Annotated in this window: 19 protein-coding genes, 1 tRNA gene and 1 pseudogene; 11 read left to right on the forward strand and 10 right to left on the reverse strand. The window is 73.0% G+C overall.

The window, feature by feature from the left end:
• Positions 1–4 precede the first annotated feature (4 nt).
• Positions 5–892: an FhaA domain-containing protein gene (locus tag ACL02U_RS21070; protein ID WP_412792424.1), complete on the reverse strand. Its 888-nt coding sequence runs from the start codon at positions 890–892 to the stop codon at positions 5–7.
• Between the two features lie 919 nt (positions 893–1,811).
• On the opposite strand from ACL02U_RS21070, the gene ACL02U_RS21075 reads away from it, so the two are divergent.
• Positions 1,812–1,895, forward strand: a tRNA-Leu gene (locus ACL02U_RS21075).
• A gap of 300 nt (positions 1,896–2,195) precedes the next feature.
• On the opposite strand, the gene ACL02U_RS21080 is transcribed toward ACL02U_RS21075, so the two are convergent.
• Positions 2,196–2,543: a hypothetical protein gene (locus ACL02U_RS21080; RefSeq protein WP_412792425.1), complete on the reverse strand. Its 348-nt coding sequence runs from the start codon at positions 2,541–2,543 to the stop codon at positions 2,196–2,198.
• A 399-nt stretch (positions 2,544–2,942) separates the two neighbouring features.
• On the reverse strand, positions 2,943–3,206 hold the full coding sequence (locus tag ACL02U_RS21085) for a GntR family transcriptional regulator (protein ID WP_412792426.1): 264 nt from the start codon (positions 3,204–3,206) through the stop codon (positions 2,943–2,945).
• Between the two features lie 518 nt (positions 3,207–3,724).
• On the opposite strand from ACL02U_RS21085, the gene ACL02U_RS21090 reads away from it, so the two are divergent.
• Positions 3,725–3,937: a hypothetical protein gene (locus ACL02U_RS21090; RefSeq protein WP_412792427.1), complete on the forward strand. Its 213-nt coding sequence runs from the start codon at positions 3,725–3,727 to the stop codon at positions 3,935–3,937.
• Positions 3,938–4,025: 88 nt separating this feature from the next.
• Here ACL02U_RS21090 and ACL02U_RS21095 read toward each other — a convergent pair whose 3' ends face one another.
• A complete protein-coding gene (locus tag ACL02U_RS21095) occupies positions 4,026–4,868 on the reverse strand; it encodes a hypothetical protein (RefSeq protein ID WP_412792428.1) in 843 nt (280 codons plus the stop codon).
• A gap of 161 nt (positions 4,869–5,029) precedes the next feature.
• Entirely contained in the window at positions 5,030–5,506 is a 477-nt protein-coding gene (locus ACL02U_RS21100) for a MarR family winged helix-turn-helix transcriptional regulator (RefSeq protein ID WP_412792429.1), read from the reverse strand.
• Positions 5,507–5,580: 74 nt separating this feature from the next.
• On the opposite strand from ACL02U_RS21100, the gene ACL02U_RS21105 reads away from it, so the two are divergent.
• The 6 genes and pseudogenes from ACL02U_RS21105 to ACL02U_RS21130 all read left to right on the forward strand — a co-directional run bounded on the left by ACL02U_RS21105 (position 5,581) and on the right by ACL02U_RS21130 (position 11,474).
• Positions 5,581–5,955 carry a cupin domain-containing protein gene (locus tag ACL02U_RS21105; RefSeq protein ID WP_412792430.1) on the forward strand — a complete coding sequence of 125 codons (375 nt, stop codon included), beginning with the start codon at positions 5,581–5,583 and terminating at the stop codon, positions 5,953–5,955.
• 199 nt (positions 5,956–6,154) lie between these two features.
• A complete protein-coding gene (locus ACL02U_RS21110) occupies positions 6,155–7,753 on the forward strand; it encodes an MFS transporter (protein ID WP_412792431.1) in 1,599 nt (532 codons plus the stop codon).
• 141 nt (positions 7,754–7,894) lie between these two features.
• Positions 7,895–8,107: pseudogene (locus ACL02U_RS21115) on the forward strand (LLM class flavin-dependent oxidoreductase); the annotation flags it as partial.
• 166 nt (positions 8,108–8,273) lie between these two features.
• Positions 8,274–9,905 (forward strand): DUF2252 domain-containing protein, encoded by a 1,632-nt coding sequence (locus ACL02U_RS21120; protein ID WP_412792432.1) that lies wholly within the window; start codon positions 8,274–8,276, stop codon positions 9,903–9,905.
• Between the two features lie 287 nt (positions 9,906–10,192).
• Positions 10,193–10,996, forward strand: a complete 804-nt coding sequence (locus ACL02U_RS21125; RefSeq protein ID WP_412792433.1) for a hypothetical protein — start codon at positions 10,193–10,195, stop codon at positions 10,994–10,996.
• Between the two features lie 148 nt (positions 10,997–11,144).
• Positions 11,145–11,474, forward strand: coding sequence for a rhodanese-like domain-containing protein (locus ACL02U_RS21130; RefSeq protein WP_412792456.1), 330 nt, complete (start codon positions 11,145–11,147; stop codon positions 11,472–11,474).
• 146 nt (positions 11,475–11,620) lie between these two features.
• Here ACL02U_RS21130 and ACL02U_RS21135 read toward each other — a convergent pair whose 3' ends face one another.
• Genes ACL02U_RS21135 through paaA form a run of 5 tightly spaced genes read right to left on the reverse strand, consistent with a single transcriptional unit; the run spans position 11,621 to position 15,279 of the window.
• Positions 11,621–12,682 (reverse strand): 2Fe-2S iron-sulfur cluster-binding protein, encoded by a 1,062-nt coding sequence (locus ACL02U_RS21135; RefSeq protein WP_412792434.1) that lies wholly within the window; start codon positions 12,680–12,682, stop codon positions 11,621–11,623.
• Positions 12,682–13,224, reverse strand: a complete 543-nt coding sequence (paaD, locus tag ACL02U_RS21140; protein ID WP_412792435.1) for a 1,2-phenylacetyl-CoA epoxidase subunit PaaD — start codon at positions 13,222–13,224, stop codon at positions 12,682–12,684. The genes ACL02U_RS21135 and paaD overlap by 1 nt, the downstream gene beginning before the upstream one ends.
• Positions 13,218–13,949 (reverse strand): 1,2-phenylacetyl-CoA epoxidase subunit PaaC, encoded by a 732-nt coding sequence (paaC, locus tag ACL02U_RS21145; RefSeq protein ID WP_412792436.1) that lies wholly within the window; start codon positions 13,947–13,949, stop codon positions 13,218–13,220. Before paaC ends, paaD begins: the two co-directional genes overlap by 7 nt.
• Positions 13,946–14,233, reverse strand: a complete 288-nt coding sequence (gene paaB / locus ACL02U_RS21150; protein WP_412792437.1) for a 1,2-phenylacetyl-CoA epoxidase subunit PaaB — start codon at positions 14,231–14,233, stop codon at positions 13,946–13,948. Before paaB ends, paaC begins: the two co-directional genes overlap by 4 nt.
• Positions 14,230–15,279, reverse strand: coding sequence for a 1,2-phenylacetyl-CoA epoxidase subunit PaaA (paaA, locus tag ACL02U_RS21155; protein ID WP_412792438.1), 1,050 nt, complete (start codon positions 15,277–15,279; stop codon positions 14,230–14,232). The genes paaB and paaA overlap by 4 nt, the downstream gene beginning before the upstream one ends.
• Before the next feature lie 820 nt (positions 15,280–16,099).
• On the opposite strand from paaA, the gene ACL02U_RS21160 reads away from it, so the two are divergent.
• From ACL02U_RS21160 to ACL02U_RS21170, 3 genes are read left to right on the forward strand one after another with little or no spacing between them, the layout of a single operon-like run.
• Complete coding sequence (locus ACL02U_RS21160; RefSeq protein WP_412792439.1) at positions 16,100–16,729, forward strand: DUF5819 family protein; 630 nt, start codon at positions 16,100–16,102, stop codon at positions 16,727–16,729.
• Complete coding sequence (locus ACL02U_RS21165; protein ID WP_412792440.1) at positions 16,726–17,943, forward strand: HTTM domain-containing protein; 1,218 nt, start codon at positions 16,726–16,728, stop codon at positions 17,941–17,943. Before ACL02U_RS21160 ends, ACL02U_RS21165 begins: the two co-directional genes overlap by 4 nt.
• Positions 17,940–18,683, forward strand: a complete 744-nt coding sequence (locus tag ACL02U_RS21170) for a TrmH family RNA methyltransferase (RefSeq protein WP_412792441.1) — start codon at positions 17,940–17,942, stop codon at positions 18,681–18,683. Before ACL02U_RS21165 ends, ACL02U_RS21170 begins: the two co-directional genes overlap by 4 nt.
• The last annotated feature ends 16 nt before the right edge of the window (positions 18,684–18,699 follow it).

Consider the following 18,699-nt stretch of genomic DNA (forward strand, 5'->3'; position numbering starts at 1 on the left):
CGCTTCACCCTTCGGCTTGCCTATAGATAACGGTGGTGCTGCCCACGACGATCCGCGAGCCGTCGCGGAGCGTAGCGCGGGTGGTGTGCTGTCCGTCCACCACGATGCCGTTGGTGGAGCCGAGATCCTGGATCGTCGAGGGCGTTCCGGTCCGGATCTCGCAGTGCCGGCGGGAGACGCCGGGGTCGTCGATCCGCACGTCGGCCTCGGTGCTGCGGCCCAGCACGAGCGTCGCGCGGGAGATCTGGTGGCGGGTGCCGTTGATCTCGATCCAGTGGCGGGTGTGCCCGCCCGCGGTGGGGGCGGACGGAGCGGGCGCGGGGCGCCCCCCGGCGGTGGGCTGCGGGTAGCCGTATCCGCCGGGGCGGGAGCCGGGCGGCGGCGCGGACGGCATGGGGGGCGCTCCGGAGGGCGCCGCGGACTGCGGGTAGCCGTAGCCTCCGGGCCGCTGGCCGCCGGCTGCGGGGGGAGGACCGGCGGCGGGGGCGGCGGGGGCGCCGGGGCCCTGCTGGCTGCTGGAGGAGGCCAGGGTGCGGCTGCGTACGCGGTACAGGCCGGTGTCGAGGTCGTCCGCCTTCTCCAGGTTGACCTTGATCGAGCCCATGAAGGTGTAGCGCTGCTGCTTGGCGTAGTCGCGCACCATGGCGGCCAGTTCGTCGCCGAGCTGTCCCGAGTACGGGCTGAGGCGCTCGAAGTCCGGCGCGCTCAGCTCGACGATGAAGTCGTTGGGCACGACGGTGCGGTCGCGGTTCCAGATGGTGGCGTTGTTGTCGCACTCCCGCTGGAGCGCTCCGGCGATCTCCACGGGCTGGACCTCGGACTTGAAGACCTTGGCGAAGGTGCCGTTGACCAGGCCTTCGAGACGCTGCTCGAACTTCTTCAGGACTCCCATGGGGCACCTCCTCCGTCGTTGCTGCCGCCCTGCTTCCCGCTCTGCGGGCACTGCCTTGCCTGGTACTGCTTACTGATCGTATCCACGCGCGGGTGAATCGGCTGGTTCCCCCTGTCGGACCGCCCGACCGGTGTCGACGCGGGCCGCCACCTGCCGGGTCTTCCTCGGATACCCCTGCCCGCTTCTCCTGCGGAGGCATCCTCGGATTCTCCCCTCCGTGTTCCGGTGGGACACGGTTCCGCCATGGATCGTAGAGGCGGCTGTCGACCAGTGTCCCGCACCTGACCCGGGTACCGGGCCCCGCGCTGGTCGGAGGGGCCGGACCGGTACGAGGTTGATACGCGGAAGGGGCGGTGCTGTCACGGTGTGACAGCCGGGGCGGGTGGGGCGGCGGGGGCCCGCTCGCGGAGCGGCCGGGGCGGGCGCCGGGGCGGGCGCCGGGGCGGTGGTGGGGTGGTGGTCGGGCCGTCCGGTCGCGGTCTGTGCGGCGCCTGTGCGGGGCCGCTGCGGGGCCGGCGCGCGGCCTGTTCGGGCGGGGCGTCGTGCGGGGGTGCCCTGTCCCGGCGGGAACGGCCGGGCGAGGGTGCCGCGGGTCCGGGCCGGGGCTGTCGCGGCGGCCAGGCCGGGGGCGCGGGCCGGGGTGCCGCCGTGAGGGCCGGGAGCCTCGGCCCGGGGGGTGGCGGGTGCGGTGGCGGGTGCGGCGGCGGGTGCGGTGGCGGGTGCGGTGGCGGGGCGCGGACCAGGCCGGATACCCGTCGCGGGGCGGTGGCGGGCGGGTGGTGCGCCGACCGTCCGCCGGTCCGGGTCTGGCGGTGCGGGCCGGGAAGAAGTGATGTGAACCCACCCCGTCCGGCGTGCTAATGTTCTGGATGTCGGAAGGCGCCGCGCCCAAGGGGCGGAGCCGGAGGACGCACCCAATGCGCGGGTGGCGGAATAGGCAGACGCGCTGGATTCAGGTTCCAGTGCCCGCAAGGGCGTGGGGGTTCAACTCCCCCCTCGCGCACTCTCACAGAGACCCCTGTTGAACAGGGGTCTTCTGTTTTTCCGAGTCGGTCGCGTCCGCGCGCGACCACGTGTCGGCGTCCGCACATGCCGGGGTCCGGGCAAGTGGTGGCGGACCGGCGCGGACACTTCGACGGGGCTCCGTACCGCCTCCCGGGGCGGGGGCGCGGGCCGTTCGACTGTGACGCAGCTCATGGACGTGTGTGACGCAGTTCATGGATGCGGAACTCCTCCGCCGGCCGCAGCCGGGTGCGGAGTTCCGCGCCGGCGGGCCACACCCGTGTCGGCGAGGGCCCGCGTGTCAGCGGTAGGCGATCAGGTGGGCCGTCAGCCAGCCCGCGAGCAGTGCCGCCGTGGCGTACCCGCAGCGGCGTGTGGCGCGCGCGGGCGGCAGGTGGAGCCCGCTGACGGCCGCGGCCCAGGCGATGAGGGTCACCACGAACTGGAGTTGAATCGTCCGGTGCGTGAGGGCGTCGCACCGGGAGGTGAACATCAGGACGATCTCGCAGTGGGTGCCGTCGAGGCGCATGACGAGCCCGCTGAACGCCGCTGCGACAGCCAGCAGCGTGACGGCGATCCCGCCGAGCACCCGGAGGGTGATCGAGGTTGCGCGTCGTCGGCGGGCAGGGGGCGACGGGCGGTCTGTCATGGCCGGAAAATAGGCGGTCGGGCCGGGCACCGCACCCGTGGGGATACTCAGGCCGCATCCGCTCGGGTACTCGGTTTCCGGCCCGCGGTCCAACCGGGGCTCCGGGCAGCTCTGCGAGCGATCCAGCGGGCGATGCCGGAAGTGAGCACCGGTCCCTTGCCGAAGGGCCGGGGCGGGAGTCCGGGCCCGCGGGGGGAGTGTGATGACTCTCTCAGGTGGTGGTGACTCTCTCAGGTGGTGGTGGCACGGTCCCGGGGCTGCGCGCCGAGATGCTCGGCCTGGCGCGGTCCGGCGGACCCGCGTCCGGGGCGGTGCCCGCACCGGGCCGGCGCGTCGGTCGGGCCGCGGAGTGCCGCGCACGCGGCAGGAGTGAGCCGGAGGGGAGACCTCCGTCGGTGGTTACGCGGGAGGGGCGGGAGCCCCGGCGGACGGTGGCAGGGGATCGGAGACGAAGGTCCCGAGCCCGACCTCGCCGCGCGTCCAACCCTCTTCCCGCACGTACCGCATGGCCTTGGCCGCCGTCGCGTTCACGACGCCGAACTCCTGGGCGATCTCCAGCGTGGACGGCACCCGGCTGCCCGGCGGGTACACGCCGGCCTGGATGCGTCGGATGATCTCCGCCGCGATCTGCTTCCACAGCGGACGCGTGCGATCAAGGTCCATGGCTTCAGCGTGGGTGACCGCGGGTTTTCGTGCATCCGTGGGGTTATCCACGGTATGCAGGGCCACGACAACAGAACGGCCCCGGCAGGAAGCGGCAACTTCCTCATCGGGGCCTCAGCCGACTGTGTGGGAGTCGACCTGTGCGCAGCCTACTGGCCGCGATCCTGAGCCTCTTCCTGCCCTCCCGAGGAGTGCACCGCGCCGCTGCAGCGCCGTCTCGCACTCCTCGTCCACCCGCGCCCGTCCCCGTGTGCGGTCCCGCCTCCGCACCTCCGGCCCGCTCGTTCGCGGGGGACGTCATCGCAGCCGCGGACGGTCATCCCGTGGTCCGGCCGTACGTCGTCCTGTGGGAGCGGGAGCGGGAGCGGGAGCGCCGGCGCCTCCGGTGCGTGCGGCGCCGGGCGGCGGCGCCGGCCACTTCGGGCCGGGACCACGTCCCGTGGCGGGCCGCCGTATGAGCGCGCGCCGTCCCCCGCAGCATCGGTGTCGACCCGGCCACCGGCAAGGAGGCCTTCGTGGTGGCACGTTCCGGAGGTCTGCTGGAGGCGCTCGCCGACGCGCACGCCCTGGGGTCGGCCGCCGTGCTGCTGTCGGTCGTCGGTGCCGTGCTGGAGGCGGGGAAGGCGTCGGACGCCGAACTCGCCGCTCTCGTCAGCCCGTTGCACCGGGCGCTCGCCGAGTGCGTCGGCATCCTGGCGGCGGAGGGGGAAGAGGGAGCGAGAGGGGAGTGAGCGGGTGAGGTGAGGGAGTGGGGGCGCCCGGCCGCGGGGCCGGGCGCCCGCGTCCGCGCGGGCGGGGGGTGCGGGCCGGACCTGTCTCCTACCGGTCCGCGCCGGCCAGGTCCTTGGCCCACCACAGGAACGCGGCGGCGTGCCGCATGTCGACGAAGCCGTCGCCGACGAGGGTGCGCAGCAGGTCGTTGCTCCAGACGGCGAGCCGACCGCGGGTCCGGTCGACCGACTCGGGGGCCGGGAGTTCCAGTCCGTAGACCGCTCGCGCGATCTCGCGCTTGCCGTACGCCGGGGTCGTGTACTTGAGGATCGCCAGGAAACGGTCGGGGTACACGATGCAGAGCGTCCTGGTGAGGAGGGCTTCCTTGTAGCCCTTCATGGCGAACGGCTTTTCGCCTTCCAGCAGATGATGGAGCCGGTCCTCGAGAGGCAGGCCGGTCGAGTCGTCCAGGAGGTAGCCGACGGTCCTGCGGGTTGCCTCCGCTGCCGCGGCCTCGCCCATGCGGTTCCACTCGGAGTTGAACACGGCCTGGTTGCCCGGGTGTGCTCCGATGACGGAGTTGGCGAAGTCCTTGAGGAGCGCGGGGTCGCAGGTGCGCAGCCCCTCCGGGGAGAAGACCTGCTGGTACTCCGCCCAGTACTCCGCCACGCCGGGGGCGAGGCCGGGATGGCGGGCCAGGTAGCGCTCCTTCAGCCGGTCCGCGTGCTTGCGCCACTCGGGCGTGACGTCGTCGGCCGTCGGCAGCCGGGTCGTGCGGACGACGTGGGCGCGGGTGCGGGTGCGGGGCCGCTCGGGGGCCGGGGCCGGGGGCGCGGCGGTCTGCCACTCCTCGCCGCACCGGTGCCGCATGAGCCGGCGCCCGTCGTCGAGGGTGCGGACCTCCTCGATGTCCTCGTCGCCGCAGCAGAACGGACACATGGCCAAGGCCACGGCTACCCCCTGTCTCCGCAGCGTCGGTGCGCACACCGGAGCACGCCGGGCACACCGAGCCGCTGCACTTTCTCCGCCCGAGGGCCGCATTCTTGCACCGGCCGAGGCCGCGCCGGGAGGGGCGTCGGTCGGCCGTTCCCCCGCGACCGCCGGCGGGAGCGTCACCAGACGGGGCGCAGCGGAGGGACCGTGTCGCCGGCCAGGGTGCGGATGACCGCGGCGAGTTCGGCGCGCGGCAGTTGCAGCCCGAGTTCGTGAAGCTGCTTGGCGAGCTGCGCCTCCAGTTCGTGCAGGATCCGCCCGGCCACCGAGAGGTGCCTGAGCGCCTTGTCGGTGAGGACGACGAGCTTGCGCCGACCGCCCGCGGGGTGCGGCCGGCGCTCGACGTATCCGCGCTTCTCCAGGTCGTCGATGATCTGGCCGGCGGCCTGCTTGGTGACCCCCAGCTCCTCGGCCAGTTCGCTGCTCGTCGCGCCGGAGCCGTGCAGTACCTGGAAGACCAGACCGTGCATCGGGCGCAGATCGGCGTACCCGGCGGCATCGAGGCGGCGCACGAACTCGGAGAGGACCAGCTGGAAGGACATCCCGAGAAGGAAGGTGAGCTCGGTGTGCTCGAGAGGGTCGCCAGGTGTCTCCATCGTTTCATCTTGACACACCTGAATAAAGGCACTTTACTCGCTACGAGTAAAGATGCTTTACATAGGAGGGTGACATGCAGGTGGTCAGCGAGAGCGAGCAGCGGACGACCGTGACCCCCGCGGGTTCGATGTTCGGCCTGGCGGCTCCCAGCCAGGGCAGCACCGAGGTCAGCACCTGGCGGGTGGAACTCGGCGCAGACTCGGCCACGCCGGTGCACATCATCGACCGCGAGCAGATCTGGACGCTGCTGTCGGGCGAGTTCGAGGTCGAGGTCGAGGGCAGGACCCGGCATGCCGAGGCCGGTCAGGCGATCATCGTCCCCGGCGGTGCCGTGCGGCGGCTGAAGACGGTCGGCGGCCCCGCCCAAGCGCTGGTCGCCATGGTCGTGGGCGGCAAGGCCATGATGCCGGGCAGCGAGGACAAGATCCCGCTCCCGTGGGCCGAGTGACGTTTCCTCAGTGAACGGCCCGACCAGTCCCACTCCTCGACGGAACCGGTCGGGCTGTTCGTTCTCCGGCGCCTTCCGTGTGCCCGCGCGCGACCGCGAAGCCGGGGCGTCGCACTTCTGCCGCAGGCCGATGCGAACCCCACCCGAACCCGATCCGAACCCGATTCGAACCCGATTCGAACCCGATTGAGGAACAGGTATGAATCCCGAATTGGGCAGCGGGCGCCGCCGGGCGATTCTGGCCCTGCTCGCCATCACCGTACTGATCGTGGTCATGGACCTGACGATCATCAACGTGGCGCTCAACCCGATCCAGCAGAGCCTGGACGCCTCCAACGCCGAGCTCCAGTGGTCCCTCGACTCCTACCTGATCACCTTCGCGGCCTTCCTGTTCACCGGCGGCGTGTGCGCGGACCGGTTCGGGCGGAAGAAGACCCTGATGCTCGGGCTGCTGGTGTTCGGTGTCACTTCGGTGCTCGGGGCGTACGCGGGCAGCATCACCGAACTCATCGTCTGGCGCAGCATCATGGGCGTGGGCGCCGCGGTCGTGCCGACCGTGACGCTGGCCGTCATCGTGAACGCCTTCCCACCCATGGAACGTCCGAAGGCCATCGCCGCGTGGGCGGCGGCGGCCGGTGTCGCCTTCGCCGTGGGCCCGGTGCTCGGCGGACTGCTCCTGGACAGGTTCTGGTGGGGGTCGATCTTCCTGATCAACGCCCCGCTGGTGGTCGTCGGCCTGGTGCTGATGGGATGGCTCGTCCCCGAGTCGAAGAACCCCGCGCCGGCCAGGTTCGATCCGCTCGGCGTGCTGCTGTCCGTCGTCGCGGTCGGTCTGCTGGTCTACGGCATCGTGAAGGGCGGCGAGGAGAACGAGTGGCTGAGCGCAGCCACCCTCGGCCCGCTCGTCGGCGGTGTCGTGCTGATGGTGCTGCTGGTGGTGATGGAGGCGCGGATGGCGGCGCCGTCGCTGGACGTCAGCCTGCTGCGCAGCGCCCGCTTCGCCGCCGGTTCCGGTTCCATTGCGCTCTGCTTCTTCGCCCTCATCGGGGCGATCTTCATCCTTCAGTTCTATTTCCAGGCGGTGCTGGGCTACTCCCCGTTGAGGGCCGGTCTGCTGATGCTGCCCATGGGCATCGGCTCGGTGGTCATGTCGGCGCGGAGCCCCGAGCTGATGATCCGGTTCGGGCCGCGCGCCGTGGTCGCCGCCGGTTCGCTCGGCATGGCGGTGTCCTTCGTCATCTCCAGCCGGCTCTCCGCGGACCCGCCCGTCCGGCTGCTGGTCGTCGCGCAGCTGATCTTCGGTCTGGGCTGGGGATGCATTATGGCGCCGGCCACGGCCTCCCTGATGTCCGTGGTGCCGCCGGTCAAGGCCGGTGCGGGCCAGGCCGTGTCCCAGACCGTCCGCCAGCTGGCCGGCGCGTTGGGCGTCGCGGTCATCGGCAGCATCCTCGGCGTCGTGTACCGCTCGGACATGGAGGGCTCCGTCGGTGTGCTCCCCGCGGAGCTGCGTGAAGAGGCCGCCGGCTCGATCGGCGGCACCCTGCGCGCGGTGAACGCCGCGAACCTCGGCGACCAGGCCCCCGCGCTGGTCGACAAGGCCGTCGACGCCTACCTGTCCGGCATGGAGGTCACCATGCTGGTCGCCGCCGGCGTCGCGCTGCTGTCGGCCGCGGTGGCGCTGCGGTGGCTGCCGAAGACGGCGCCGAGGCCGCCGGCCCCGCCCGCCCCGAAGCCCGCTGCCGAGGGTGGGGCTTCCGAGGGCGGGGCAGCCGCCGGGGCGTCCGGAGCGCGCGCCTGACCGGTTCGCGTCCCCATCCCGATCCCGAACACCCGATGCCCGCCGGGACACCTCCCGGCGGGCATCGGCTTGCCTGCGAGCGACCGGGAGCTCGCCCGGCCCACCGGACGGTCGCTGGTGGAACCGTTCGGGAAGCCGGCGATGCCTCTTCACTTCGGCGCGTTCATCCCGCTTCCCCCCTCCCCCGACGAGGACCCGACCACCGCTTTCCGGCGCGACCCGGACCTCGTCGAATGGCCGGACGTTCTCGGCACGGACGAGGCGTGGGTGGGCGAGCACCACTCCTGCGGCTGGTCCACCGTCAGCTCGCCGGAGGTCTTCCCGGCCGCCGCGGCCGAACGGACCCGCCGCATCCCGGTCGGCGAGCACACCCTGCCTGTCTGTGGCCGGCGAGCCGGCCACGGACAGGGGTTTCGGCGCGGCCGATCAACCGACGGCAGGAGCTCGCTGCGGGCGCGGCGCGACTTGTCCACAGGGTCTGACGGCGGGTCGCGACCGGTTGTACGGTCGGCACGAGTTGATGTTCGGAAGTTCGGGCGAGTCCGCGTACAGCGGCGAGGGGGAGGCGGTCGGTGTGACCGAGGCCGGTGCGGAAGCGGCGGGGCGGGAGACCGTGGAGGAAGCGGGGGCCGCGGGGGCCGTGGCGGACTCGGGCGCCGTGGGGGCTGCGGGGGCCGCGGTGCCGAAACCACGGTCCCGGGTGGGTGGCGACGCGTCCGGAAGCGCGGTGCGGGACGGCTCGGGTGACGTGCCCGCGATGCCCCGAGTGCCTCGCGTGCCCCAGGTGCGCGGGTTCGCCGCGTGGCCCGCCGACGGCTCGCCCAAGGCCGAGGGGAAGGCACTGCGCCACCAGGTGCCGCGCAGCGCCCACGCAGAGCTGGAGACGGACCCTTCCCGGCCGGACGCGGCCGCGGCGGTGGAGGAGTCCAACCAGGGCCGGATAGCCGCGCTCACCCCGATACGGGTGGGCCGGATGGCCGCCTCGCCCTTCGCGTTCCTGCGCGGCTCGGCCGGACTGATGGCGTTCGACCTGGCGCGCACGCCCATGACCCGGATCCGGGCGCAGCTCTGCGGGGACGCGCATGCCGCGAACTTCGGCCTGTACGGCGATGCCCGCGGCGGTCTGGTCATCGACCTGAACGACTTCGACGAGACGGTCCCAGGCCCGTGGGAATGGGACCTGAAGCGGCTGGCCGCCTCGCTGGTACTCGCGGGGCGCGAGATCGGCGCCGACGAGGACACCTGCCGGGAGGCCGCGCAGGACGCCGCCGGAGCGTACCGGCGCACCATGCGCCTGCTGGCCAGGCTTCCGGTGCTGGACGCCTGGAACGCGATCGCGGACGAGGAACTCGTCTCGCACACCGACGCCCACGACCTGCTGGGCACTCTGGAGCGGGTGTCGGAGAAGGCCCGGGCCAACACCAGCGGTCGTTTCGCGGCCAAGTCGACCGAGTCGTCCGAGGACGGCGGGCGGCACTTCGTCGACGCGCCGCCCGTGCTGCGCAGGGTGGCCGACGAGGAGGCCGCGGCCGTCGCAGCCGCACTGGGCGACTACGCCGACACGCTCTCCGAGGACATGCTGCCGCTGCTCGCCAGGCACGCGGTGCACGATGTCGCCTTCCGCGTCGTCGGTACCGGCAGCGTGGGCACCCGGTCCTATGTCGTGCTGCTGCTGGACCACCGGGGTGAGCCGCTGGTGCTCCAGGTGAAGGAGGCACGGAAGTCGGCGCTGGTGCCGCATCTGGCGACCGCGGGCTTCGACATCCCGCAGATCGTCCACGAGGGGCGCCGGGTGGTGCTGGGTCAGCGGCGCATCCAGGTCGTCAGCGACATACTGCTCGGCTGGACGACGGTCGACGGCCGCCCCTACCAGGTCCGGCAGTTCCGCAACCGCAAGGGCAGTGTCGACCCGGCCGCTCTCGCCGCGGACCAGCTCGACGACTACGGCCGAATGACCGGCGCGCTGCTGGCGCGCGCCCACGCCCACAGTGCCGATCCGCGGCTCATCGCCGGCTACTGCGGAAAGAACGAGGAACTGGACGAGGCGGTGGCGTCCTTCGCCGTGGCCTACGCAGACCGCACCGAAGCCGACCACGCCGACCTGCTGGCGGCGGTGCGCGCGGGGAGGATCCCTGCCGAAACGGGGGTGTGAGCCCGGGCCCGCGCGTGCTCCGAGCCCGGTGCGCGCGGGATCGCGGTGCGGGCCCCGCGCGGGCCCGCACCGGGCGGGGCGGGCTACGGCGCGGCGCTTGCGGCGCGGCGCTTGCGGCGCGGGCTTGCGGCGTGGTGCTTGCGGCGTGGCGCATACGGTGCGGCGGGTGGGGTGCCCCGGGTGATGCCGTGGACGGCGCTTCGGTCGGTACGGCGGGCGGCGGGCGGCGGGCGGCGGGCGGAGTGGTTGGACTCGGCGGGCTTCCTGCCGTGGCCTAGGCTGGACGGGTGACGACCCCGGAGACTGAGCAGCCCAGACCCGAGGAGCGGCTCGAACGGGCCGTGCGCGCTGCCGAGCAGGCGCTGATCGAGTACGAGATCGCGGTGGAGACCTTCCGCGTCGAGGTCGAGAACTTCTCCCGGCTGCACCACCAGAAACTGGGCCCGATGTACGCCCGGCTCGAGGAGCTGGACGCGGAGATCGCCGAGGCGAGGGCAGCCCGCAGCGGTGACCCCGAGGATCTGGAACGGGCTCGGGAGCTGCGGGCCCGGCTGCTGCCGATGCCGGAGGTCGAGGAACTCTTCCACGGCTGGATGGACGGAGGCGGCCTGTTCCCGGAGGCCTCCGCGATGCTCACCGATCAGCCGGTGCGCCCGCCGCAGCGGGTCCGCCCCAGCGAGGAGGCCCGCCGGCTCTACCGGGAACTCGTCCGCAAGGCCCACCCCGACCTCGTGCAGGAAGAGGACGAGTGCAAGCGGCGCGCGGAGTTCATGACACGCGTCAACACCGCCTACGCCCGCGGCGACGAGGACGAGCTGCGCACGCTGGCCGAGGAGTGGGCCGCCGGGCCGGCGCCGGCGGCGGCGGGTCCCAGCCGCGGCGAGGAGCTGTACGCCCGGCTGGAGTGGCTGGACCAGCGCAAAGGCCTGATCACGTCGCTGCAGCGGGAGCTGGAGGAGGGGGCGATCGGCGCCATGCTGCTGCTGGCCCCGGACGACCCCGACGCTCTGCTGGAGGAGATCGCGGAGAAGCTGCTGGCCGACGTCGCCGAACGCGAGAGGGAGCTCGCCGACCTGCTCGCGCAGCAGTAGGGCACACAGCTGTAGGGGCGACACGGCAGTAGGGGCGACGCGACAGCAGGGGCTCCGGTGGTGCGGGCCGGGGTGACCGCGGGGCGGGCGGAGCGGGAGATGCGGCGGGGCGTCGGGTAGCGTCGGGGGCATGGTTTTCGGAGCTGGTGTGCCCACCGTCGGAGTCGGCGACCTCAAGGACGACGACTTCCTGCTGGACGTCCGTGAGAACGAGGAGTGGCAGGCGGGTCACGCCGACGGCGCGCTGCACATTCCCATGAGCGACTTCGCGGCCCGGTACGGGGAGCTGACCGAGGCCGCGCCGCAGGACGGGCGGGTCCATGTGATCTGCCGCTCCGGCGGTCGTTCGGCCCAGGTCACGATGTACCTGGTGCAGCAGGGGGTCGACGCGGTGAACGTCGACGGCGGCATGCAGACATGGCAGGCCTCGGGCCGTCCCGTGGTGACCGACGACGGGCAGCCGGGCACCGTGGTCTGACCTGTCCGGGGCTCCGCGCGCACCCGGGCGGGACGCGCGGAGCACGACCGGACCACGGCCCTGTCGTGATCTCGGCAGGCCTCCGGCGGCGCCGGGCTCGACTTCGCCGGGCACCCGGTCGATGCCCGGCGGGTGCCCGCCGGGGCTTAGCGGTCGAAGTCCAGTTCCACCGTCTCCGTCGCCGGATGCGACTGGCAGGCGAGCACGTACCCCGCCTCCGTCTCCTCCGGTTCCAGCGCGAAGTTGCGGTCCATGCGCACCTCGCCCGACACCAGGAAGGCCCGGCAGGTCCCGCACACCCCTCCCTTGCACGCGTAGGGCGCGTCGGGCCGGTTGCGCAGCACCGTCTCCAGAAGCGTCTCGCCGTCCTGCACGGGCCAGGTGCCGCCGCGGCCGTCGAGACGGGCGGTGACGGCACTGTGCGCCACCGCGGCGGGCGCGGGCGCGGGTGGAGCCGCGTCGACGTGGAAGACCTCCTCGTGGATCCGGGACCGGGCCACTCCCAGACCTCTCAGGGCCTGTTCGGCCTGCTGCACCAGCCCGAACGGCCCGCACAGGAACCATCCGGTGACCTCGCCCACCGGAAGCAGCGCCGGCAGCAGACCGGTCAGCCGCTCCTCGTCGAGCCGCCCGGACGGCAGCCCCGCCTGCTGCTCCTCCCGCGAGAGGACCGTCACCAGCTGGAGACGTTCCGGGTAGCGGTCCTTCAGATCGGCGACCTCCTCCAGAAACATCGTGGACGCGGCCGTCCGGTCGCTGCGGATCAGGCAGAAGCGCGCTTTCGGCTCGCGCGCCAGCAGTGTGGCGATGATCGACAGCACGGGGGTGATGCCGCTGCCGCCGACTACCGCCGCGAACAGTCCGGGCGCCGGCTCGAGGGTGAAGCGCCCCGCCGGAGTCATCACCTCCAGCTCGTCACCGGCGGCCAGTTCCTTGAGCGCGTACGTGGAGAAGCTTCCGCCGTCGACCAGCCGCACGCCGACCCGCAGTGTGCTCGGGCCGTCGGAACCCGCTTCCGGCGCCGGGGAGCAGATCGAGTAGGTGCGCCGTATCTCCGCGCCGTCCGCGACCCGCCGCAGCGCGAGATGCTGCCCGGGTGCGTGCCGGTAGTCCGCGCGCAGTTCTTCCGGGACGGCGAGGGTGAGCGCGACGGAATCCTCGGTGAGCCGGTCGACAGCGGCCACGGGAAGCCGGTGGAAGCGGGCCATCACACCTCCTTGAAGTGGTCGAACGGTTCACGGCAGGACCGGCAGCGGCGCAGTGCCTTGCAGGCCGTGGAGGAGAAACGGCTGAGCAACTCGGTGTCGTCGGAGCCGCAGTGCGGGCAGGGGACCGGGGCGTGCTCGGCGGCGGCCGGGGAGCCTGCGTGCGTGCGCGTGGGGCCCAGGCTCAGCGCCACCGGGCCCGCCGCGCTGCGCGTCCGCGGCGGCGCGATGCCGAACTCCCGGAGTTTCCGGCGGCCTTCCGCGCTGATGTCGTCGGTCGACCAGGGCGGGGTGAGCACGGTGCGGACGGTGACCTCGCGTACGCCGTGCTCGCGCAGCGCCCGCTCGATGTCGCTGCTCATCGCCTCCAGGGCAGGGCAGGCGGTGTAGGTCGGGGTGAGTTCGACCTCGACCGCGTCTCTGCCGTGGGCGTGGACGGCGCGCACGACGCCCAGCTCCTGGAGAGTTAGCACCGGCAGCTCGGGGTCGGGCACCGAGCCGGCGATCGCCAGCAGCTCCGCCTCCAGCGGTGTGGTCGTCACCATGAGGCCCCCGGGTGGCTGCGGTGCAGGTGCTGCATCTCGGCGATCATCCGCCCGAAGGGCTCGGTGTGCAGCCCTTCCCGTCCCGCACCGGCCGTCCACGCACCGGTGCGCGGCCCGTCGGGAAGGGCGAGGGCGGCCCGGTCCAGCACCTGCCCGACGGACTCCAGCCAGCGGGCCTCCAGGGCCGCCCAGTCGACGTCCAGACCCGCGACGGGCCGGAACATCTCGCCGGTGAACCGCCACAGCGCCGTACAGGCGTGCTGCATCCGCTCGTGGCTGGTGTCGGTGCCGTCGCCGAGGCGGAGGGTCCACTGCTCGGCGTGGTCGCGGTGGTACGCCACCTCGTTGACGGCCTTCGCGGCGAGCGCCGCGAACGGACCGTCGCCGGTGGCCAGTTCGGCGTAGAGCAGGTGCTGGTACGTCGAGAAGTACAGCTGGCGGGCGATGGTGTGGGCGAAGTCGCCGTTCGGCTGCTCGACGAGCTGGAGGTTGGTGAAGGCGCGCTCCTCGCGCAGGTACGCCAGCTCGTCCTCGTCGCCGGCCAGCGACAGCAGTATGCGGGCCTGGCCCAGCAGGTCCAGCGCGATGTTGGCGAGGGCGACCTCCTCCTCCAGCACCGGAGCATGGCCCATCCACTCGCCCAGCCGGTGGGAGAGCACCAGGGCGTCGTCGCCGAGGGCGAGTGCGGCCGCCGTGGCGGCGGCAGGCGGAACGGTGGCGGTCACAGGTGCTTCACCCCTTCCGGGATCTCGTAGAAGGTGGGGTGCCGGTACGGCTTGTCGGCGGCCGGCTCGAAGAACGGGTCCTTCTCGTCCGGGGAGGAAGCGGTGATCGCGGAGGAGGGGACGACCCACAGGGAGACGCCTTCGCCGCGGCGGGTGTACAGGTCGCGCGCGTTGCGCAGGGCGATCTCGGCGTCCGGGGCGTGCAGGCTGCCGGCGTGGGTGTGGGCGAGTCCGCGGCGGGAGCGGACGAAGACCTCCCACAGAGGCCAGTCGGTGGTCGTCATGCTCGTGTCGCTCCCGTCCTGCCGGTCAGACCGGCGCCGGTGCCGGTCTCCCGGCCGTCGTGCTTGGCCGCGTACACCGCGGCTGCCTCTCTGACCCAGGCGCCCTCGTCGTGCGCGCGCCGGCGCTGGGTGATCCGCTGCTCGTTGCAGGGGCCGTTGCCCTTGAGGACCTCGCGGAACTCGGTCCAGTCGATCGGGCCGAAGTCGTGGTGTCCCCGCTCCTCGTTCCACTTCAGCTCCGGGTCCGGGAGCGTCAGGCCGAGGGATTCCGCCTGGGGGACGCAGATGTCGACGAAGCGCTGGCGCAGCTCGTCGTTGGAGTGGCGCTTGATCTTCCAGTCCATCGACTGTGCGGAGTGCGCCGACTCGTCGTCCGGCGGGCCGAACATCATCAGGGACGGCCACCACCAGCGGTCCACCGCGTCCTGCGCCATCGCGTGCTGCTCCGCGGTGCCGCGGCTGAGGGCGAGCAGCAGCTCGTAGCCCTGGCGCTGGTGGAAGGACTCCTCCTTGCACACGCGGACCATGGCGCGCGCGTACGGGCCGTAGGAGCAGCGGCACAGGGGGACCTGGTTGGTGATCGCGGCGCCGTCCACCAGCCAGCCAATCGCGCCCACGTCGGCCCAGGTCAGGGTGGGGTAGTTGAAGATCGAGGAGTACTTCTGGCGGCCCGAGTGCAGCTTGTCGAGCAGCTCTTCGCGGCTGGCGCCGAGGGTTTCGGCGGCGCTGTAGAGGTACAGGCCGTGGCCCGCCTCGTCCTGGACCTTGGCCATCAGGATGGCCTTGCGGCGCAGAGAGGGGGCGCGGGTGATCCAGTTGGCCTCCGGCTGCATGCCGATGATCTCGGAGTGGGCGTGCTGGGCGATCTGCCGGACCAGCGTCGCGCGGTAGGCCTCCGGCATCCAGTCGCGTGGCTCGATGCGCTCGTCGGCTGCTACGGCTGCGTCGAAGGCGCGCTGGTACGTCTCGGCCACCTCGGGCTCCGGCGGCGCCGATGTGCTGTCCGTCTGTGTGCGGCCCGTCCCGTGGGCGGCTGCTGTCGCCATGAGGCTGTCTCCTCGACCGTGGGCTGTGCCCGGATCCGACCGTGGACTCGGCCGGATCGTCTACCGACCGTTCGTTCGGTTCGTGGGATTCCATGGTGCGGTGGGCGCCCTGAGGTGTCAACCGCTGTGGACAACACGGGAGACCCCTGTGGACGACTGCCGGGGCCGCGCCCGCCGAGGCTGTGCGGGACACCCGGGCGGACGAGTCGCGAACGGGGGCTGTGCCGGGCGGGCGGCCATGAGTACCGTTCCGTCCGAGCGCCCGCCCGGCCGGGCCCGGCGCGGTGCAACGACGGCCCCGGGAGCCGGGGGCGCGGAGCCATGACCGAGCGTGGGACGGGGCGGGATGAGGGCGTACGACGGGGCCGCGGACGCTCCGCACGGCGACGGTGCGGGTCGGCCCGCGCACGAGGACGGCGCGGGGCCGCCCCGGCGCCGTGCCGCGGACGCCCCGACGTCCGCGGATCGCGCGGACGGCCGGGAGGACACCGGGGCCCCCGGCGGCGCCTCCGGAGCGGACGGAGCCCGCGGCGGACCGTCCGGTGCCGTCCCGGGGGCCCGCCCCGGTGGAACCCCGGTCCGCGACGGCGCCGGTGCGCGGCGCGCCGACCGGGGAGCCTCGGGGCCGGCCGGCGCGGCCCCGGAGGCCGCCGGGGACGGCGGCAGCCCGCCCGTCGCAGCCGGGCGCGCGTCCCCCGGCGGCCACGACTCCGCCTCCGTCGCACCAGTCCCGCGCCCCGCCGGGGAGGCCCCGTCCCCCGCCGGGGACGGCCCGCCCCCCGCCGTGCGGGAGGACCCGCCCCCTGCCGGCGTCGACTCCTTGTCTCCGCGCTACCAGGTCGGTGCGGCCGTGGCGCTGGCCGTCGTCGCGGTCGCCGTCTGCGTGCATCTCGGCATGGTGTTCCTGCACATCGCGCCGTCCAACACGGTCACCCGGCAGCACGGCGACGCCGTCGACGAATGGGTCTACCCGGAGTTCGAGCAGAACTGGAAGCTGTTCGCGCCGAATCCGCTTCAGCAGAACATCTCCGTCGAGGTGCGCGCCCAAGTGGAGACGGAGGGCGGTGCCCTGCGGACGACGGACTGGCTCGACCTGTCCGCACAGGACGGCCGGGCCATCGACGGCAACCCGCTGCCGAGCCACACCCGGCAGAACGAGCTCCGCCGGGCCTGGGACCTCTACTCCGCCACGCACACCGAGGACAACCGGGCGAAGGGGCTGCGCGGCACACTTGCCGAGACGTATCTGCGCCGGATCGGGGTACTTCGGCTGGAGCGCACCGGCGTCGCCGACCGGGACGGTGCCCTGCAGATGGTCCAGTTCCGGTCCCGCACCGTCAACGTGGCACCGCCGCCCTGGAGCGGGGAGCAGGTGTCGCAGGATCCCGTCTACCGCACGCTGTCCTGGTGGACCGTGCCGGCGGACGAGGCCGCGGGAGGGATCCGGTGAACCGCTTCTCCCTGGCCTTGTCCAAGGCGATCGCCCGCGCCACCGGAGCGCCCCTCGGCCCGTACCAGTCGGCGGTGATCCGTATCGGGTTCTCGGCGACCTGGCTGCTGTTCCTGCTGCGCGAGTTCCCCCACCGCGCCGAGCTGTACGGTCCGGACGGCCCCTGGAGCTGGGATCTGGCCCGGCAGCTCGTCGCCACCAACCACGCCTTCACCGCCCTGATGTGGTCGGACGGACGGGGCTGGTTCGAGGCGGTGTACGGGCTCGCCGTGCTGTCGAGCGTGCTGCTCCTGGTGGGCTGGCGCACCCGTACCGCGTCGGTGCTGTTCATGGTGGGGGTGCTGTCGCTGCAGAACCGCAGCGTCTTCGTGGGCGACGGCGGCGACAACGTCCTGCACCTGATGTCGGTGTACCTGGTGTTCACCCGCTGCGGCCGGGTGTGGTCCCTGGACGCACGGCGGGAGCGGCGGGAGCGGGTGGCGGAGGCGACCGGCGTGCGGGTGGGCGACCGGGTGGGGCCGCTGCTCTGGACGGTGTGCGGGCTGGCTCTGGTCGCGGTGACAGCGACCGGCCGCTTCGCCGGTACGGAGGTGTTCGTGCCGGCACTGCTCTGGGGCGCCTGGGCGGCGCAGGCCCTGTGGTGGTCGGTCGGCCGGCGCGCGGACGGCGGTGGGGAGCCCCGGGCCCTGCTCGACGTGGTCGCCACCATCGTGCACAACGCGGCACTGCTGGTGATCATGGCCGAGGCCTGCCTCATCTACGCGACGGCCGGCTGGTACAAGATCCAGGGCTCGCGGTGGCAGGACGGCACCGCCGTCTACTACCCGCTCCACCTGGACTACTTCACGCCCTGGCCGGCGCTCGCGCATCTGCTGAGCGACAGCGGGGTGATGGTGATGCTGGTGACCTACGGGACGGTCATCGTGCAGGTGGCCTTCCCGTTCACGCTGTTCAACCGACGGGTCAAGAACGTGCTGCTGGTGGCCATGATGACCGAGCACGCGGTGATCGCCGTCGTCCTCGGGCTGCCGTTCTTCTCCCTGGCCATGATCGCCGCGGATGCGGTCTTCCTGCCGACGTCGTTCCTGAGGAGGCTCGGGCGCTGGACGGCACGCGGGCGAGCACGGATGCTCCCCCGCGGCGCCGGTGCGGCGCCGCCCGAGCAGCGCGCTCCCGAGAGCGCCGAGGAGGCGCGCGTAGGCTTCACCGCATGACCGACCCCGTAGCCGGCTGGCGCTCGCTCGCCGGTGCGGCCGTCCTGCTCGACGGCTTCCACGCACTCAAGCACGCCGTGCGGTTCCGCGCCGAGGTGCCGGTGGCGGTCGCCGTCGACCGGGCGGCGGCGCTCGCCCTCGCCGACGAACTGGCGCCCGACGTACGGGACGAGCTGGCGGCGCTGCTGACCGAGGTCCCCGAGGCGGTGTACGCCTCACTGGTGTCGCGGCCTCATCCGACCGGGGTGGCCGCACTGGCGGTGCGGCCGCCGCGCGAGGCGAATCTGGCACGGCTCGGGCAGACCCCGCGCAGCGCTCCCGTCGTGCTCCTGGACCAGCCGCGCAATCTCGGCAACGCCGGTGCCGTGATCCGGCTGGCGGCCGGCTTCGGTGCGACCGGGGTGGTCACCACCGGCACGCTCGACCCGTGGCATCCCACCGTGGTGCGCGGCGGTGCGGGGCTGCACTTCGCGACCGCCGTGGAGCGGCTGGACATCGGCGAGCTGCCGCCCGGGCCGCTGTACGCGCTGGACCCGGGGGGCGAGGACATCCGCGGGGTGAAGCTGCCGGACGGCGCCGTCCTCGCGTTCGGCTCGGAGCGCAGCGGGCTCTCGGACGGCGTGCGCGCACGGGCCGACCACCTGCTGGCGCTGCCCATGCGCCCCCAGGTCTCCAGCTACAACCTGGCCACCAGCGTGGCCATGACGCTGTACCACTGGAGCGCCGGCGGGGGCGCCTGAGCCGGCTGCCCCCGCT

Source organism: Streptomyces sp. MS06 (genome assembly GCF_047200655.1).
Classification (GTDB): domain Bacteria; phylum Actinomycetota; class Actinomycetes; order Streptomycetales; family Streptomycetaceae; genus Streptomyces.

What these genes read in the sequence shown, in the direction of transcription:
- ACL02U_RS21085 (WP_412792426.1), bottom strand. Translation starts at nt 3,206, where the DNA reads ATGGACCTTGATCGCACGCGTCCGCTGTGGAAGCAGATCGCGGCGGAG.
- ACL02U_RS21120 (WP_412792432.1), top strand. Translation starts at nt 8,274, where the DNA reads ATGTTCGGAAGTTCGGGCGAGTCCGCGTACAGCGGCGAGGGGGAGGCG.
- ACL02U_RS21105 (WP_412792430.1), top strand. Translation starts at nt 5,581, where the DNA reads ATGCAGGTGGTCAGCGAGAGCGAGCAGCGGACGACCGTGACCCCCGCG.
- ACL02U_RS21170 (WP_412792441.1), top strand. Translation starts at nt 17,940, where the DNA reads ATGACCGACCCCGTAGCCGGCTGGCGCTCGCTCGCCGGTGCGGCCGTC.
- paaA (WP_412792438.1), bottom strand. Translation starts at nt 15,279, where the DNA reads ATGGCGACAGCAGCCGCCCACGGGACGGGCCGCACACAGACGGACAGC.
- paaB (WP_412792437.1), bottom strand. Translation starts at nt 14,233, where the DNA reads ATGACGACCACCGACTGGCCTCTGTGGGAGGTCTTCGTCCGCTCCCGC.
- ACL02U_RS21110 (WP_412792431.1), top strand. Translation starts at nt 6,155, where the DNA reads ATGAATCCCGAATTGGGCAGCGGGCGCCGCCGGGCGATTCTGGCCCTG.
- ACL02U_RS21100 (WP_412792429.1), bottom strand. Translation starts at nt 5,506, where the DNA reads ATGGAGACACCTGGCGACCCTCTCGAGCACACCGAGCTCACCTTCCTT.
- paaD (WP_412792435.1), bottom strand. Translation starts at nt 13,224, where the DNA reads ATGGTGACGACCACACCGCTGGAGGCGGAGCTGCTGGCGATCGCCGGC.
- ACL02U_RS21080 (WP_412792425.1), bottom strand. Translation starts at nt 2,543, where the DNA reads ATGACAGACCGCCCGTCGCCCCCTGCCCGCCGACGACGCGCAACCTCG.
- ACL02U_RS21135 (WP_412792434.1), bottom strand. Translation starts at nt 12,682, where the DNA reads ATGGCCCGCTTCCACCGGCTTCCCGTGGCCGCTGTCGACCGGCTCACC.
- ACL02U_RS21070 (WP_412792424.1), bottom strand. Translation starts at nt 892, where the DNA reads ATGGGAGTCCTGAAGAAGTTCGAGCAGCGTCTCGAAGGCCTGGTCAAC.